Source organism: Domibacillus enclensis (assembly GCF_900156125.1).
Classification (GTDB): domain Bacteria; phylum Bacillota; class Bacilli; order Bacillales; family Domibacillaceae; genus Domibacillus; species Domibacillus enclensis.
On the sequence record NZ_FTLX01000004.1, the window covers coordinates 1 to 13,947 of the forward strand.

Sequence of the window (13,947 nt, forward strand, 5' to 3'; positions counted from 1 at the left end):
AGATCCCTTGAAGAAGACGAGGTAGATAGGTTCGGGGTGGAAGTGCGGCGACGCATGGAGCTGACGAATACTAATCGATCGAGGACTTAATCATTTGAAATGCGCAGGGCAGCCGTTCAGATACGGCAGAGATAAGACAGGACAGACGGGTGGCGCTCTTTGCCACATGGCTGGCATGGCTTATCACCGAGTATCTGGCTGCCCGGAGCTAGACACAAATGGCATGTATCAACTCGGCTTTATGCCCATACAATAAAACGCTTCTATCCAGTTTTGAAAGAATACTTCTTTCATGCTTCATAGTCAGGTGGCTACAGCGAAGAGGTCACACCCGTTCCCATCCCGAACACGGCAGTTAAGCTCTTCAGCGCCGATGGTAGTTGGGGGTCTCCCCCTGTGAGAGCAGGACGCCGCCTGGCTGTGAAACAATTTATTTAATACTTTTTATCGTCGCGGGGTGGAGCAGCTCGGTAGCTCGTCGGGCTCATAACCCGAAGGTCGCAGGTTCAAATCCTGCCCCCGCAATCATTTGGTCCGGTAGTTCAGTTGGTTAGAATGCCTGCCTGTCACGCAGGAGGTCGCGGGTTCGAGTCCCGTCCGGACCGCCATTTACTTTAAGAATGTACATTTATTCGATATAATAACGATACAATCAGAAACCTTAGGATCAACATTATCCTAAGGTTTTTTTTCGAGGAAAGAAGGCGGATCGATGAAATCCTCTCATACACGAATCATTCATAATGTAACGGAATTAGATCTCTTTGCTCAACGCCTGGCTGCTTCTTTGCTTCCCGGAGATGTCCTGTTACTGGAAGGGGACCTAGGGGCAGGCAAAACAACCTTTACCCAGCGCCTGGCAAGGGCACTAGGGGTACAGAAAAACGTAAACAGCCCAACCTTCACGATTATTAAAGAATATAAAGGCATCTATCCCTTTTATCATATGGACGTCTACCGGTTAGGGGAAGAATCGGACGAGGACCTTGGGTTTGATGAATATTTTTATGGAGACGGGATTACGATAGTGGAATGGGCTCATTTAATTGCGGACCAGCTCCCGGAGGAATTTATTCAAATTGATCTTGTCCACACCGGGATAGAAAACCAGCGAAAACTAACATTAAAAGTAAGCGGCGATCGATATAGCCGTGTTCTTGAAAAGGTGAGCATGAATGAAAACGTTAGCGATTGATACATCTACCTTCACATTGTCAATCGGTATTGCCGATGGAGATGTAATCGTAGCGGAGCAGGTAACGAATTTGAAAAAAAATCATTCTATTCGTGTGATGCCCGCTATTCAGGCATTAATGGAAGAAGTAGAGCTGAAGCCAAGTGATCTTGAAAAAATTATTGTCGCCAATGGGCCTGGTTCTTACACGGGGGTTCGAATCGGTGTCACGATTGCCAAAACACTGGCCTGGACACTGAATATTCCAATTGCGGCGGTTTCAGGGCTTGCGTCGCTCGCTGCTTCTGCGCCGGTAATTGACGGGCTGGTTTGTCCAATGTTTGACGCAAGGCGTGGTCAAGTGTTCACGGGTTTATACCGGCTATCTAACGGTGTAGTCGAAACGATTATAGAAGACCGGAACGTTTTAGTAACGGACTGGTGTGACGAGCTGCTGCAGCGAGGGGAAACCGTTTTATTTGTCGGGCAGGAAAGCATTTTACATGAACCGGTCATCGCTGAAAAAATGGGCGATGTGGCTGTTTTTGCTGGAAAGGCCGTTCCGTATACACGTCCGGCGGCTTTATTAGCTCTTGGAAGCGAGACTTCATCAAATCCGGCTGAGGTTGTTCCGAATTATGCCCGTCTCGCGGAAGCAGAGGTCAAATGGATGGAAGCAAATGAAAAGAAGGCCAAGGGTGATGAGTGAGCTATTCATTCGTCCAATGGTCGTTGAAGATATTCCAGCCGTTCTGGATGTGGAGCTTCAAAGCTTTACCATTCCCTGGCCGAAAGAAGCGTTTGAGCGCGAAATCGTGATGAATCAGTATGCTCATTATTATGTAGCTGAATGTGAAGGTGTTCTCGTCGGCTATTGCGGAATGTGGGTCGTTTACGATCAAGTGCAAATTACGAACATTGCCGTTCTGCCGGCGTTTCGGGGAAAAGGGTTTGGTGCGGAGCTGCTTGGGTTCGTCATCGGAAAAGCACGGGAATACGGAGGCACGGTTCTGTCATTAGAAGTGCGCGTCAGCAACACGGCTGCGATGACTCTTTATAAGAAATTCGGGTTGCAGCCGGGTGGAATCCGGAAGCAATATTATACCGATAATCAAGAAGATGCTTTAGTAATGTGGGTGAATTTATAATGAAAAAAGATACGTATATTTTTGGAATTGAAACAAGCTGTGATGAAACAGCTGCCGCTATTGTAAAAAACGGAACAGAGATCGTGGCGAATGTTGTCTCTTCTCAAATTGAAAGCCATAAGCGCTTTGGCGGTGTGGTGCCTGAAATTGCGTCCCGCCATCATGTGGAGCAGATTATTGCGGTTTTTCAGGAAACACTTGAGCAGGCAGGTCTCACGTTCAAGGATATGGATGCCATTGCTGTGACAAAAGGGCCTGGGCTTGTCGGTGCGCTGCTGATCGGTGTGAATGCAGCGAAGGCGATTGCGTTCGCACATCAATTGCCGCTTATTGGCGTCCATCATATTGCCGGCCACATTTATGCAAACCGGCTCGTAAAGGAAATGGCCTTTCCGCTTCTTTCGCTGGTTGTTTCAGGTGGTCATACAGAAATTGTTTATATGGCTGAGCACGGCTCATTCAAGGTGATTGGCGAAACGCGGGATGATGCGGCAGGAGAAGCGTACGACAAAGTAGCAAGGACGCTTCATCTTCCTTACCCGGGTGGACCGCATATCGACCGACTGGCAGCAGCAGGAGAGGACACGTATGGCTTGCCGCGTGTGCGCTTGGAAGAAGGATCATATGATTTCAGCTTCAGCGGCTTGAAATCAGCCGTCATTAACACGGTCCACAATGCGCAGCAGCGTGGAGAAGAACTGGTTCCGGAAAACCTGGCCGCGAGCTTTCAAGCAAGTGTCGTTGAAGTGCTAACGGAAAAAACGATTCGTGCTGCGAAAGAGTATTGTGTAGAGCAAGTACTTTTGGCAGGAGGCGTGGCGGCTAATGAAGGACTGCGTGCTTCCTTGGAAAAAGCATTTAGCGATATGCCGGCGACGGAGCTTGTTATTCCTCCATTGTCTTTGTGCACCGATAATGCAGCGATGATCGCAGCAGCAGGAACGATTCTTTTCGAACAAGGAAAAAAAGACGGAATGGATATGAATGGCCATCCTGGACTGGATATTGAAACGTTTTAAAACTGCCGAAACTGGCAGTTTTTTTTGTGGGTAAGTGGGGAAAAACGGTCCACATCCTGTGGGTAATGTGCATAAATCTGTGGAAACCCTTGCAAATAGCAGAATATTCTACGTATTTCTGTGGATAAAAAAAGAAAAGGCTGTGGATAGCCTTTTCGTTAATCGAGTTGAAGAAGTTCCCATTCTTCCATCAGCTTTTCAATCGCATCATTTGCCTGATCAAGCTGCTGCTGGAGGGTCAAGGACTGTTCATGATCTTCGTATACTTCTGGCAGGCAAAGAAGGTTTTCAGCTTCAGCGATCTGTTCTTCCTGCCGGGCAATTTCGTTTTCAATTTCTTCAATGCGCCGGGCCTTTTGCCGTTCTTTTTTGCGCTGTTCTTTATCCGTTTTATACGAGTCGGCGGAAGCTGACTTTGGCGGTGCCGTGCTGGATTGAACGGCTTCAAGTGCAGCAAGCTCCTCCTGCTCGTTCTTTTTTTCAACGTAATAGTCGTAGTCGCCCAAATAAACCGTAATGCCTTTTTGGTCCAGCTCAATGACTTTTGTCGCAATCCGGTTAATAAAGTAACGGTCGTGTGATACAAACAAAAGGGTGCCCGGGTACTCAATCAGCGCATTCTCCAGCACTTCTTTGCTGTCGAGATCCAAATGGTTCGTCGGCTCGTCCAAAATGAGGAAATTGGCTTTCTGCATCGTCAGCTTGGCGAGCGCAAGCCGTGCTTTTTCACCGCCGCTGAGAGCCGCAACAGGCTTTAATACATCGTCTCCTGAGAATAAAAATGTACCGAGAATCGAACGGATCTCTTTTTCAGGCGTGCCGGCATAATCATCCCACAGCTCAGCCAAAACCGTTTTTGACCGATTTAAATGAGACTGCTCCTGATCGTAATACCCGATTTCAACGCCAGCTCCAGGCTGAATCCCGCCGCTGATCAGCGGAAGGGCACCGGTAATGGATTTCAGCAGCGTGGACTTGCCGGCGCCATTTGGTCCGACCAAAGCAATGCTGTCGCCGCGGGAAACAGTGAAAGAAAGCTCGTTGCCGATTTTTTCTCCGTTATACCCGATTGCCACACGATCAATCGACAGCACTTCATTTCCGCTCTGGCGGTCGATATCAAAGAGCATGCCAGGCGGCTTTTCGTCTCCGTCTGGGCGGGCGAGCAGCTCCATCCGGTCCAGCTGCTTACGCCGGCTTTGCGCTCGCTTTGTCGTGGACGCCCGTGCGATGTTGCGCTGAACAAAATCTTCAAGCTTGGCCACTTCATCCTGCTGCTTTTCATATTGCTTCATGTCCCGTTCAAACTGTTCAGCTTTTTGTGTTAAATATTTGCTATAATTACCTGTAAAGCGGCGGATTTTATGGCGGGACACCTCATATACCTGGTTTACGGTCTGATCCAAAAAATAACGGTCATGGGAAACAATTAAGATTGCGCCCTGATACCCTTGTAAATAGTGCTCCAGCCAGGCGAGCGTCTCAATATCAAGGTGATTGGTCGGCTCATCGAGAATTAAAATATCCGGCTTTGTCAGCAGCAGCTTGGCAAGCGCAAGCCGCGTTTTTTGGCCGCCGCTCAGCGTGGAAATGAGCGTGCTGTAATCATAATCATGAAAACGAAAGCCATGCAGAACTGAACGCAGGTCTGCTTCATACTGATAGCCTCCCGCTTCTTTAAATTCATTTTGCAGGCTGTCGTAAGCGGACATCACTTGTTCATAGCGTGCAGGCTGATTGTATACGTCCGGATCGGCCATGTCGGCTTCAAGGGAACGGATTTTTTGTTCCATTTCCCGAAGGCCGTCGAATACGCTGTTCATTTCGTCCCAGATGGACAAGTCGGATTCAAGACCAGTATCCTGGGCAAGGTAGCCGATGGACACATCCTTTGGCTTCATAATAGAACCTTCTTCGTGTGAAAGCTGGCCAGCAATTATTTTTAAAAGCGTCGACTTGCCGGCGCCGTTTCGGCCAACAAGGGCAATCCGGTCACCCGACTGCACTTCGAGCTTAATATTGGATAAAATACGTTCAGCTCCAAAATATTTCGAAAGCTGCTGAACTTGCAGTAAAATCATGTTTCTCACCTCACATTCCACTTTACTTGAGGAGGACGCTTCCGGCAATGAAAAAGAAGCAGTTCTTGTGAAAAACGCTACAAAGATTTATGATGATAGAAGAGGGACAAAAGAAACGTGGAAGCGGTATCACGCTGGAGGGAAAAAAATGAACAACGATTCGATGAAAATACCACAGGCAACGGCGAAGCGTCTGCCTTTATACTACCGATTTATTCAGAACCTGCACTCTTCAGGCAAGCAGCGGGTTTCATCAGCAGAGCTGAGCGAAGCTGTAAAAGTGGATTCAGCCACTATCAGACGAGACTTTTCTTACTTTGGCGCGCTCGGGAAAAAAGGCTACGGCTATAATGTCAGCTACTTGCTGTCGTTTTTCCGAAAAACCTTGGATCAGGACGAAGTAACCAATGTTGCGTTAATTGGCGTCGGAAATTTAGGAACCGCTTTTTTAAATTATAATTTCTTGAAAAACAACAACACAAAAATTCAAGTTGCGTTTGATGTCGAAGAAAGCAAGGTGGGCAAAAAAATTGGCGATGTGCCGATTTATCATATGGACGACCTTGAAAAAACACTGGCGGACTTACAGGTGCCGGTTGCGATTTTAACGATTCCACAAGCAGCGGCACAGCCCATTACGGACCGTCTTGTCGGAGCAGACATTAAAGGGATCTTGAATTTCACACCCGCGCGTCTGAATGTGCCGCCGGACATCCGGGTTCATCACATTGACCTGGCGATTGAACTGCAGTCACTCGTGTACTTTTTGAAAAATTATCCGGATGAATCTGTTGAAAAATGATCATAGTATTGCAGGGGCAAATCAGTTATGATAAGGAAAAGGGAGGTGTGTGCCAATGGTAGGTGTTGGCAGCATGGTTGTCATCGGTGCAGCAGCGCTCTTGATTTTTGGACCGAAGAAGCTTCCGGAACTCGGACGAGCAGCCGGTGATACATTGCGTGAGTTTAAAAACTCAACAAAAGGATTAGCCGATGATGATGACGATGATCGGACAGAGGACAAAAAAGAGTCCAAGTAAGGTTAGGATGATGGACACATGAGTCAGCAAGACATGACGATATATGAACATTTAGAAGAACTTCGAAAACGGCTGATGATTGTCGTCGTTTTCTTTTTTATTGCCGTGATTGGCGGATTGTTTCTCGCGAAGCCGCTCATTCATTATTTGCAGCATGCAGACGAAGCGGCCGCGTTAACGCTGAATGCCTTTCGCGTAACCGACCCGTTGAAAATTTACTTTCAAATGGCGTTTGTGGTCGGCATTATTTTAACATCGCCGGTGATTTTATATCAGCTCTGGTCGTTTGTCAGCCCCGGTCTTCACGAAAAGGAGCGGCGAGTGACTCTGAGCTACATTCCGGCTTCGGTGATTTTGTTTCTAGGAGGCCTCGCGTTTTCCTATTTCATTTTGTTTCCGTACATCATTCATTTTATGATGCAGCTGTCCAATGATTTAAGCATTGAGCAGGTAATCGGCATCAATGAATATTTCCAATTTTTATTTCAAACGACCATTCCGTTCGGCTTTTTGTTCCAGCTGCCGGTTATTATGCTGTTTCTGACGCGTCTTGGCATTGTTACGCCGCAGCTGCTGGGCCAAATGCGCCGCTACGCGTATTTTATTTTGCTCGTCATTGCCGCACTCATTACGCCGCCGGACATTATTTCGCATATGATGGTCAGCCTGCCGCTGTTTATCCTATATGAAGTGAGCATCTTTGTTTCCAAAATCGGCTATAAAAAAGCCCTGCAGGCAGAAGCACGTGCCGAACAGGAAAAATCCGTCCAGTAAAGGGGACGGATTTTTATTTTTGGCTTTTTTTCAATTTGAAATGCATGAACATCATGCGGATGCCGGTGCCGATATCCATCGTTGCCAGCAAAATAAGCAGGTAGGTAAAAAAACCAAACTCGTTTTGGTTGACGTCCTGAATCGCCAGAAACACGAAAAAGAACCCCAAAATGTTAAAAAAGATGCCTCTCGTTAAATACGACTGCAAGTCAGTTCCTCCTTAAAGCCAGTGAATCCACTGCGACATTTGTTCCATCTCCTCTGCTTTGCGGATCATGTCCTGAATCTCATCTGCAAATACATACTGCATCAGCACAACAAAGGTGTTCATCGCCACGTGAGCCATAATCGGCACGATAATTCTTTTTGTTTTTACGTAAAGAAAAGCGAATGTAAAGCCCATTGCCGCATATAATATCGTGTGCTCAAGCTCTGCGTGCGCAACGGAAAACACGAGGGAGCTGATAAGAGCGGCGAAGAAAAACGGCATTTTGCTGTAAAGAGAGCCGAAAATAATCTTACGGAAGATGATTTCCTCCAAAATGGGGCCGAGTACAGCCACGGCTAAAATAACCAGCGGAACACCCTGGACAAGCTGAATAATGTCCTGTGTGTTATCAGAGCCCGGCTTGATGCCAATGAATGTTTCAATGATAATGGCGGCATATTGAGCCGCAAAGGCCATGAAAACGCCTAAAATGGACCAGGTTACGGCAGAGCCGGCCGATACCGGTGTCTGCCGTTCAATCGAATTGCGGTAGGTGGAGCGCCACAAAAGAATCAAAATAACGAGCGTTGCCGTTGAGAAGCTAATGACCGTCCAGTAACCGGCAATGCGCGATGGATCGACACCCGCCTCGTAAAGAAGCGGTCCGCCGACAAAGGCAGAAAACTGCATTAAAATATAGGTGATTAAAATCCATCCGTATTCTTTTTTCACGAAAAAACTCCTTCTTCAATGAACATGCTTTCATTGTACTATTGAACGGAACCCGCTTCAAATCAGGAGTCTGAAAATTTTTTTGCTTCCCGCTTGCAAACAGGAGACAGATTCATTATTATAATACTTGTGTTAGCACTCAGAAGAGAAGAGTGCTAATAAAACTATTCAACCATTTTTGAGGAGGGTTTCACTTGTTAAAACCACTAGGTGACCGCGTAGTAATTGAGCTAGTAGAATCAGAAGAAAAAACAGCCAGCGGAATTGTACTTCCGGATTCGGCGAAAGAAAAGCCGCAGGAAGGCAAAGTTGTAGCCGTGGGTACAGGACGTGTGCTTGAAAGCGGAGAGCGCGTAGCACTTGAAGTTGCTGCAGGCGACCGCATCATCTTCTCAAAATACGCAGGAACAGAAGTAAAGTACGAAGGAAACGACTACTTATTGCTTCGTGAAAACGATATTTTAGCTGTTATTGGCTAATGAAATAACCATTAAATGAATGATTAATAGAACCATCAATTTAAAGGAGGCACTTTTAAATGGCTAAAGACATTAAATTCAGCGAAGACGCTCGCCGCTCTATGCTTGCAGGTGTGGACAAACTGGCAGATGCAGTAAAAGTAACGCTTGGACCAAAAGGACGCAACGTTGTCCTTGAGAAAAAATTCGGTTCGCCGCTGATCACAAATGACGGTGTGACAATCGCGAAGGAAATCGAGCTTGAAGATGCGTTTGAAAACATGGGCGCTAAGCTTGTGGCAGAAGTTGCAAGCAAAACAAACGACGTAGCCGGTGACGGAACAACAACGGCAACTGTTTTAGCACAAGCGATGATTCGTGAAGGCTTGAAAAACGTAACAGCAGGCGCAAACCCTGTCGGCATCCGTAAAGGGATGGACAAAGCGGTTGCAGCAGCGGTGACGGAGCTTAAATCCATTTCCAAGCAAATCGAAGGCAAAGAATCGATCGCACAGGTTGCGGCAATTTCATCGGCTGACGAAGAAGTAGGCCAATTGATCGCAGAAGCAATGGAGCGCGTTGGCAACGACGGCGTCATCACAATCGAAGAATCAAAAGGCTTCACGACAGAGCTTGACGTCGTAGAAGGCATGCAGTTTGACCGCGGCTATGCCTCTCCATACATGATCACTGACTCGGACAAAATGGAAGCTGTTCTTGAAAATCCATACATCTTAATTACAGATAAAAAGATTACAAGCATTCAAGAAATCCTGCCAGTGCTTGAGCAGGTTGTGCAGCAAAGCAAGCCGCTTCTATTGATCTCTGAAGATGTAGAAGGCGAAGCGCTGGCTACACTAGTAGTAAACAAGCTGCGCGGTACATTCAACGCTGTTGCAGTAAAAGCACCAGGCTTCGGTGACCGCCGTAAAGCCATGCTTGAAGATATCGCTGTGTTAACAGGCGGCGAAGTGATTACGGAAGAGCTTGGTCTTGACCTGAAATCAACAGATATCACACAGCTTGGACGCGCGTCTAAAGTCGTTGTAACAAAAGAAAACACAACAATCGTTGAAGGTGCTGGCGATTCTCAAAACATCGGCGGCCGCGTAAGCCAAATCCGTGCGCAGCTCGAAGAAACAACATCTGAATTCGACCGCGAAAAATTGCAGGAGCGTCTTGCTAAGCTTGCAGGCGGCGTTGCAGTCATCAAAGTCGGCGCAGCAACGGAAACAGAGCTGAAAGAGCGCAAACTTCGCATTGAAGATGCTCTGAACGCAACACGTGCAGCGGTCGAAGAAGGCATCGTATCCGGTGGTGGTACAGCGCTTGTGAACGTCTACAACAAAGTAGCAGAAGTAGAAGGCGAAGGCGACGTGGCAACAGGCGTGAAAATCGTTCTGCGTGCCCTTGAAGAGCCAGTTCGTCAAATCGCACACAACGCAGGCCTCGAAGGATCTGTGATCATCGATCGCCTGAAGCGCGAAGAAATCGGCATCGGCTTCAACGCAGCAACAAGCGAATGGGTGAACATGATCGACACAGGCATCGTTGACCCAACAAAAGTAACACGCTATGCACTTCAAAACGCAGCCTCTGTCGCAGCTCTGTTCCTAACAACAGAAGCAGTAGTCGCAGATAAGCCAGAAGAAGGCGGCGGCGGTATGGGCATGCCGGATATGGGTGGCATGGGTGGAATGGGCGGCATGATGTAATATCATCCCCCGAAAAAGCGTCAAACCTTGATTTATCAGGGTTTGACGCTTTTTTATTTTCTGCTGTTTTTGAAAAATCCATAGTGGGTACTGTTTAAATGAATTTTTTAATGTGTTATTAATTTGTTGTTTTAGGAACAGGTATATTGTCGTATTGAAAGGTTTGAAAAAATTCAAGAAATTTATTGTACAATAAGGGACGTTCTGTTTATTAAAAACCAGGATTCCATTTCAATAATTTGTATTTTATGGTATATTTCCTGTAAGTGTTAGGTTTAAAAGCTCTTTGGATTTTGCGGGAATATGATACTTAAGATTATAAAATGCGACAGGAGGATCGTTCTTTATGAAAATAACAGTAATACTTCTGCGTTTTGTTTATCTTCCTTTAGCAGGTCTCTTCATTCTGCCGATGTCCCTTTGGTTTGCTGCTGGTTTTATAGCTGAATATGGACCCGAAGCTCCTACCTTTCCTACACCTCTTTGGCTTATTCCGGGTGCAGTTTTCCTTCTGGGCGTGGCCGTCCAGTGTTGGAGAAAATTGTTTTGGATAGGAATGGGCCTCACTCTGCTTTCTTTTATCCTTTTCTTTACCGATATCATTCCGTATGGATCCATTACATTTGATTAACGCCCTTTACAGGTGCTTTTTAAATTTGTTTCGCTCAATCATATATGCTGATATGAAGAAAAGGAGGAATTATTTTGAATTCTTTTGGTCGTTGGATTTTTTTGGTCGCCTTTGTCTTAATTACTATCTTGTTAGTCAATAAAGGAATTGAGTTATGGTCTATTGGAACAAACGTTGATGGCGCTGGTATAGGAATTAATTTTTTAGGGATTGAGATAAATGACAGAGTGTCTGAGGAAAACATTCCTTCCTATGCGTGTGGTTTTTTTATAACAAGTGCGTTTACTTTGTTAGCTAGTATTATTGCTTTAAAGGTGAAAAGAAATAGAGCAGCTGGTTCGACAAGGAGATGAGACACTTATATGTTTGTACAAATGGCGATCTATTTAATAATCGGGATCCTTCTAGGCTTTATATTAGCTGGTCCACTCGGTGCTTTGATAGGTGGGGTGGGCGGTTTGCTCTTTACAATTATTGATCAACTAAATGTAATTATTGAAAAGCTTAATTTACAGCAAAAAGATGGGGAAGAAACAAAGGAATAAATGCTCCTCTTTTTTGCAGTATCGGTCAACCGCTTATCTCCATCCGAATGTTTATAGCTGTTTTCACGATTTCGTATTTTGTTTCGTCGATCACAGCTAGGCAGTTCATAAGATTGAAATGTTCATATCCGTTCCAAAGATTCAGAGCTAATCGGCCCATTTGCACCATTGAACTGGATAAATCGAAATCTGGCTTTTCAGCATCATTAATCGTCTAACTCTACTGCTCATTATTTTTTTAATCTCTATTGGAATGAGCTTTTAATCTATTATGTCTATCACTTATGTTAATCATTTAGAAAAAAAATTAACTTCCTAATATACTAGTTCATTTTCATATCGAATCATTCAACCCACACCCTCACATAGAATAAATTTCTTTAACAAATTATCCTTTGCATCACTTATCATTTTCAGGATAGTCCTATAGATGCAATAAGGTAAAGTCAGAACCCCACTAGTACCACAGGACGGTTTAACGAGGATTTTTATTTCTGTTCTTCTAATTCTTCGATCAGCTTTTTCATTTCATCAATTTCCCTGCGTTGCGCTTCAATGATGCTGTTTGCAAGTTCCTTTACACGTGGATCTGAAATGTTGGCCCGTTCGCTTGTCAGAATGGCAATAGAATGATGGGGGATCATAGCTTTCATCCAGGATACATCTTCAACAGTACTCTGGCTTCGCATCAACCAAATGGAAAGAACCAGCACAGCTGCACTTCCCGCAAGAATAAGTGTATTTAAACGCCGCTTATCGTACATATTCCACATAAACACCAACATCACAATGGCCATCACCGAACCCATCATAAGTGCCATATATACTCTTGTTTCGCTGAAAAAAATATGATCAAGCTGGAAGACATTAAAATACATAAAAGCATACATAAGGATAGTGGAGACAGCAATCATCACCCCAAATTTAGCGTATTTGTTCAAAAAATCGCTCCTTTCTTTACTCTTTTATCTATCTTTTATTTTCACTGTTTTTATTCGTATAAACGTCTCAGCTGAAATTGCACAAAAACTGCATGATTTTATCCTTTCTATAAACATGCCGATAAACATGATATGATCAACGAAATGGCTTATCATGCATATTTTTCAAAGGAAGGCGCTATATGGAATCCACAAACGAAAAAAACAATAAAAAGACAACTAGAATTAGATCGCGCTTAAGAACGTTACTAGAGATATCCATTCTTCTGTTTACTCTTTGGCTGTTGTTTGTGCTGTTTTTACTGTTCCTTTCAAACGGAAATGAGACCGGAGAACAGCCACTGTTAAACGATCTAAGAGTCTTAACCGGCATTGAGATGGAGAGTTTAGAAAATGTACCTTTATTCAATGATGTGAAAAAGGCACCAAGTGAAGCCTCTGTTGACAAAAAAGATGCAGAAGAATCTCTGGAGAACCCCGAACGAGACGAGATTGAATTTTCAATGGAAGAGTTATTGATGGAAAGAGAACTTTTGTTTCAAAACGCTGAAGCAATTTTTGAAAATATAAAAATACCTGAAAGCACGGATCATTCCCATTCACCCATCGAACGAGATCGTGTGTACATTTATCATTCGCACAGCAGAGAATCGTTTTTGCCTTATTTTAAAAATACGAATCAGCCAGAAGACGCTTTTCATCCGAAATTGAATATCACATTAGCCGGAAAGATGCTCGAACGGGCTTTGGAAAGAAGAGGAGTCGGCGCACAATCGGATTCCACTGATATTGTCAGCGCATTGGAAGAGAAGGGCATGGAATATGGAAGTTCTTATCTAATTTCGCGGGAGCGTGTTCGGTCTGCTAAAAAAGCAAACAAGAATTTCGACATTTTATTAGATATCCATCGAGATTCGCTGCGTAAATCGGCCACCACAATTGAAAAGAATGGAGAGACTTATGCGCGCCTTCTTTTCGTCGTAGGAACTGGACATGCTGCCTATGAAGAAAATCTTTCATTCGCAAATGATTTGCATGAGAAGATTTCCGCCCAAAACCCCGGGCTGTCAAAGGGAATATTAACAAAGGACAGTCATCAGGGTAATGGGGTTTATAATCAAGATTTGGCCCCGAGGTCCGTAATCTTGGAAGTAGGAGGAGTGGATAATACGGCAGAAGAGATTTCGAGGACCATTGAAGTATTAGCTGATGTTTTGAGTGGCTATGATTGACCAGCATAGAAAAAAGTGAATAATAAATATGGAATATATTCGAAGAGACTGCACAGGAGTAATAGCAGTCTTTTTTCTTTTTAGCACCAAATTTTTTGAATAGTTAGTATTGTCACATTTTTATTACAATACTGTGCAAAATCCATCAATTTTTGATGGATAAATTGTGTATTATTACATAAAAACACTAAATCAAAAGAAATGAGTCTATTTGTAATGTAACTTTAAAACTAAGATCTTTTTATTTTG

The 13,947-nt window shown here is 44.6% G+C and carries 17 protein-coding genes, 2 tRNA genes and 2 rRNA genes; 17 read left to right on the forward strand and 4 right to left on the reverse strand.

Features of this window, described 5'->3' with window-relative positions; all coding sequences use genetic code 11:
- From BW952_RS09285 to tsaD, 8 genes are all read left to right on the forward strand, one after another.
- Window positions 1-94 (forward strand): 23S ribosomal RNA (locus BW952_RS09285); the annotation flags it as partial.
- 209 nt (window positions 95-303) lie between these two features.
- A 5S ribosomal RNA gene (gene rrf / locus BW952_RS09290) occupies window positions 304-419 on the forward strand.
- A 32-nt stretch (window positions 420-451) separates the two neighbouring features.
- A tRNA-Met gene (locus BW952_RS09295) sits at window positions 452-525 on the forward strand.
- Between the two features lie 6 nt (window positions 526-531).
- Window positions 532-608 (forward strand) — tRNA-Asp (locus BW952_RS09300).
- Between the two features lie 104 nt (window positions 609-712).
- On the forward strand, window positions 713-1,195 hold the full coding sequence (gene tsaE / locus BW952_RS09305) for a tRNA (adenosine(37)-N6)-threonylcarbamoyltransferase complex ATPase subunit type 1 TsaE (RefSeq protein ID WP_045852585.1): 483 nt from the start codon (window positions 713-715) through the stop codon (window positions 1,193-1,195).
- Window positions 1,176-1,883, forward strand: a complete 708-nt coding sequence (gene tsaB, locus BW952_RS09310) for a tRNA (adenosine(37)-N6)-threonylcarbamoyltransferase complex dimerization subunit type 1 TsaB (protein WP_045852584.1) — start codon at window positions 1,176-1,178, stop codon at window positions 1,881-1,883. The genes tsaE and tsaB overlap by 20 nt, the downstream gene beginning before the upstream one ends.
- Window positions 1,876-2,322 carry a ribosomal protein S18-alanine N-acetyltransferase gene (gene rimI, locus BW952_RS09315; protein ID WP_175607573.1) on the forward strand — a complete coding sequence of 149 codons (447 nt, stop codon included), beginning with the start codon at window positions 1,876-1,878 and terminating at the stop codon, window positions 2,320-2,322. The genes tsaB and rimI overlap by 8 nt, the downstream gene beginning before the upstream one ends.
- The gene (gene tsaD, locus BW952_RS09320) at window positions 2,322-3,341 is read left to right on the forward strand and encodes a tRNA (adenosine(37)-N6)-threonylcarbamoyltransferase complex transferase subunit TsaD (RefSeq protein ID WP_045852583.1); all 1,020 of its coding nucleotides are present in this window, start codon (window positions 2,322-2,324) and stop codon (window positions 3,339-3,341) included. Before rimI ends, tsaD begins: the two co-directional genes overlap by 1 nt.
- A 158-nt stretch (window positions 3,342-3,499) precedes the next feature.
- Here tsaD and BW952_RS09325 read toward each other — a convergent pair whose 3' ends face one another.
- Window positions 3,500-5,422: an ABC-F family ATP-binding cassette domain-containing protein gene (locus BW952_RS09325; RefSeq protein WP_045852582.1), complete on the reverse strand. Its 1,923-nt coding sequence runs from the start codon at window positions 5,420-5,422 to the stop codon at window positions 3,500-3,502.
- A gap of 148 nt (window positions 5,423-5,570) precedes the next feature.
- On the opposite strand from BW952_RS09325, the gene BW952_RS09330 reads away from it, so the two are divergent.
- From BW952_RS09330 to tatC, 3 genes are read left to right on the forward strand one after another with little or no spacing between them, the layout of a single operon-like run.
- A complete protein-coding gene (locus BW952_RS09330) occupies window positions 5,571-6,224 on the forward strand; it encodes a redox-sensing transcriptional repressor Rex (protein ID WP_045852591.1) in 654 nt (217 codons plus the stop codon).
- Between the two features lie 55 nt (window positions 6,225-6,279).
- Window positions 6,280-6,462 carry a twin-arginine translocase TatA/TatE family subunit gene (locus tag BW952_RS09335; protein ID WP_045852581.1) on the forward strand — a complete coding sequence of 61 codons (183 nt, stop codon included), beginning with the start codon at window positions 6,280-6,282 and terminating at the stop codon, window positions 6,460-6,462.
- A gap of 18 nt (window positions 6,463-6,480) precedes the next feature.
- Window positions 6,481-7,236, forward strand: coding sequence for a twin-arginine translocase subunit TatC (gene tatC / locus BW952_RS09340; RefSeq protein WP_045852580.1), 756 nt, complete (start codon window positions 6,481-6,483; stop codon window positions 7,234-7,236).
- A 13-nt stretch (window positions 7,237-7,249) separates the two neighbouring features.
- On the opposite strand, the gene BW952_RS09345 is transcribed toward tatC, so the two are convergent.
- On the reverse strand, window positions 7,250-7,444 hold the full coding sequence (locus BW952_RS09345) for a YdiK family protein (RefSeq protein WP_045852579.1): 195 nt from the start codon (window positions 7,442-7,444) through the stop codon (window positions 7,250-7,252).
- A 12-nt stretch (window positions 7,445-7,456) separates the two neighbouring features.
- Window positions 7,457-8,176, reverse strand: a complete 720-nt coding sequence (locus BW952_RS09350) for a CPBP family intramembrane glutamic endopeptidase (RefSeq protein WP_045852578.1) — start codon at window positions 8,174-8,176, stop codon at window positions 7,457-7,459.
- A gap of 194 nt (window positions 8,177-8,370) precedes the next feature.
- Between BW952_RS09350 and groES the strand changes: the two genes are divergently transcribed.
- The 5 genes from groES (at window position 8,371) to BW952_RS09375 (ending at window position 11,525) form a co-directional block, all read left to right on the forward strand.
- A complete protein-coding gene (gene groES, locus BW952_RS09355) occupies window positions 8,371-8,655 on the forward strand; it encodes a co-chaperone GroES (protein ID WP_045852577.1) in 285 nt (94 codons plus the stop codon).
- A 59-nt stretch (window positions 8,656-8,714) separates the two neighbouring features.
- Complete coding sequence (gene groL, locus BW952_RS09360) at window positions 8,715-10,349, forward strand: chaperonin GroEL (protein ID WP_045852576.1); 1,635 nt, start codon at window positions 8,715-8,717, stop codon at window positions 10,347-10,349.
- Window positions 10,350-10,695: 346 nt separating this feature from the next.
- The gene (locus BW952_RS09365; RefSeq protein ID WP_045852575.1) at window positions 10,696-10,980 is read left to right on the forward strand and encodes a hypothetical protein; all 285 of its coding nucleotides are present in this window, start codon (window positions 10,696-10,698) and stop codon (window positions 10,978-10,980) included.
- Between the two features lie 74 nt (window positions 10,981-11,054).
- The gene (locus tag BW952_RS09370; protein ID WP_045852574.1) at window positions 11,055-11,333 is read left to right on the forward strand and encodes a hypothetical protein; all 279 of its coding nucleotides are present in this window, start codon (window positions 11,055-11,057) and stop codon (window positions 11,331-11,333) included.
- A 9-nt stretch (window positions 11,334-11,342) separates the two neighbouring features.
- Complete coding sequence (locus BW952_RS09375) at window positions 11,343-11,525, forward strand: hypothetical protein (protein WP_045852573.1); 183 nt, start codon at window positions 11,343-11,345, stop codon at window positions 11,523-11,525.
- 488 nt (window positions 11,526-12,013) lie between these two features.
- Here BW952_RS09375 and BW952_RS09380 read toward each other — a convergent pair whose 3' ends face one another.
- The gene (locus BW952_RS09380) at window positions 12,014-12,466 is read right to left on the reverse strand and encodes a DUF305 domain-containing protein (protein ID WP_045852572.1); all 453 of its coding nucleotides are present in this window, start codon (window positions 12,464-12,466) and stop codon (window positions 12,014-12,016) included.
- Between the two features lie 182 nt (window positions 12,467-12,648).
- Here BW952_RS09380 and spoIIP point away from each other — a divergent pair, with 182 nt between their 5' ends.
- Complete coding sequence (gene spoIIP / locus BW952_RS09385) at window positions 12,649-13,698, forward strand: stage II sporulation protein P (protein WP_045852571.1); 1,050 nt, start codon at window positions 12,649-12,651, stop codon at window positions 13,696-13,698.
- The last annotated feature ends 249 nt before the right edge of the window (window positions 13,699-13,947 follow it).

Bases quoted from the DNA above. Each gene is read 5' to 3' on its own strand.
- tsaE (WP_045852585.1), top strand. From the start codon at position 713: ATGAAATCCTCTCATACACGAATCATTCATAATGTAACGGAATTAGAT.
- tsaB (WP_045852584.1), top strand. From the start codon at position 1,176: ATGAAAACGTTAGCGATTGATACATCTACCTTCACATTGTCAATCGGT.
- rimI (WP_175607573.1), top strand. From the start codon at position 1,876: ATGAGTGAGCTATTCATTCGTCCAATGGTCGTTGAAGATATTCCAGCC.
- tsaD (WP_045852583.1), top strand. From the start codon at position 2,322: ATGAAAAAAGATACGTATATTTTTGGAATTGAAACAAGCTGTGATGAA.
- BW952_RS09325 (WP_045852582.1), bottom strand. From the start codon at position 5,422: ATGATTTTACTGCAAGTTCAGCAGCTTTCGAAATATTTTGGAGCTGAA.
- BW952_RS09330 (WP_045852591.1), top strand. From the start codon at position 5,571: ATGAACAACGATTCGATGAAAATACCACAGGCAACGGCGAAGCGTCTG.
- BW952_RS09335 (WP_045852581.1), top strand. From the start codon at position 6,280: ATGGTAGGTGTTGGCAGCATGGTTGTCATCGGTGCAGCAGCGCTCTTG.
- tatC (WP_045852580.1), top strand. From the start codon at position 6,481: ATGAGTCAGCAAGACATGACGATATATGAACATTTAGAAGAACTTCGA.
- groL (WP_045852576.1), top strand. From the start codon at position 8,715: ATGGCTAAAGACATTAAATTCAGCGAAGACGCTCGCCGCTCTATGCTT.
- BW952_RS09365 (WP_045852575.1), top strand. From the start codon at position 10,696: ATGAAAATAACAGTAATACTTCTGCGTTTTGTTTATCTTCCTTTAGCA.
- BW952_RS09375 (WP_045852573.1), top strand. From the start codon at position 11,343: ATGTTTGTACAAATGGCGATCTATTTAATAATCGGGATCCTTCTAGGC.
- spoIIP (WP_045852571.1), top strand. From the start codon at position 12,649: ATGGAATCCACAAACGAAAAAAACAATAAAAAGACAACTAGAATTAGA.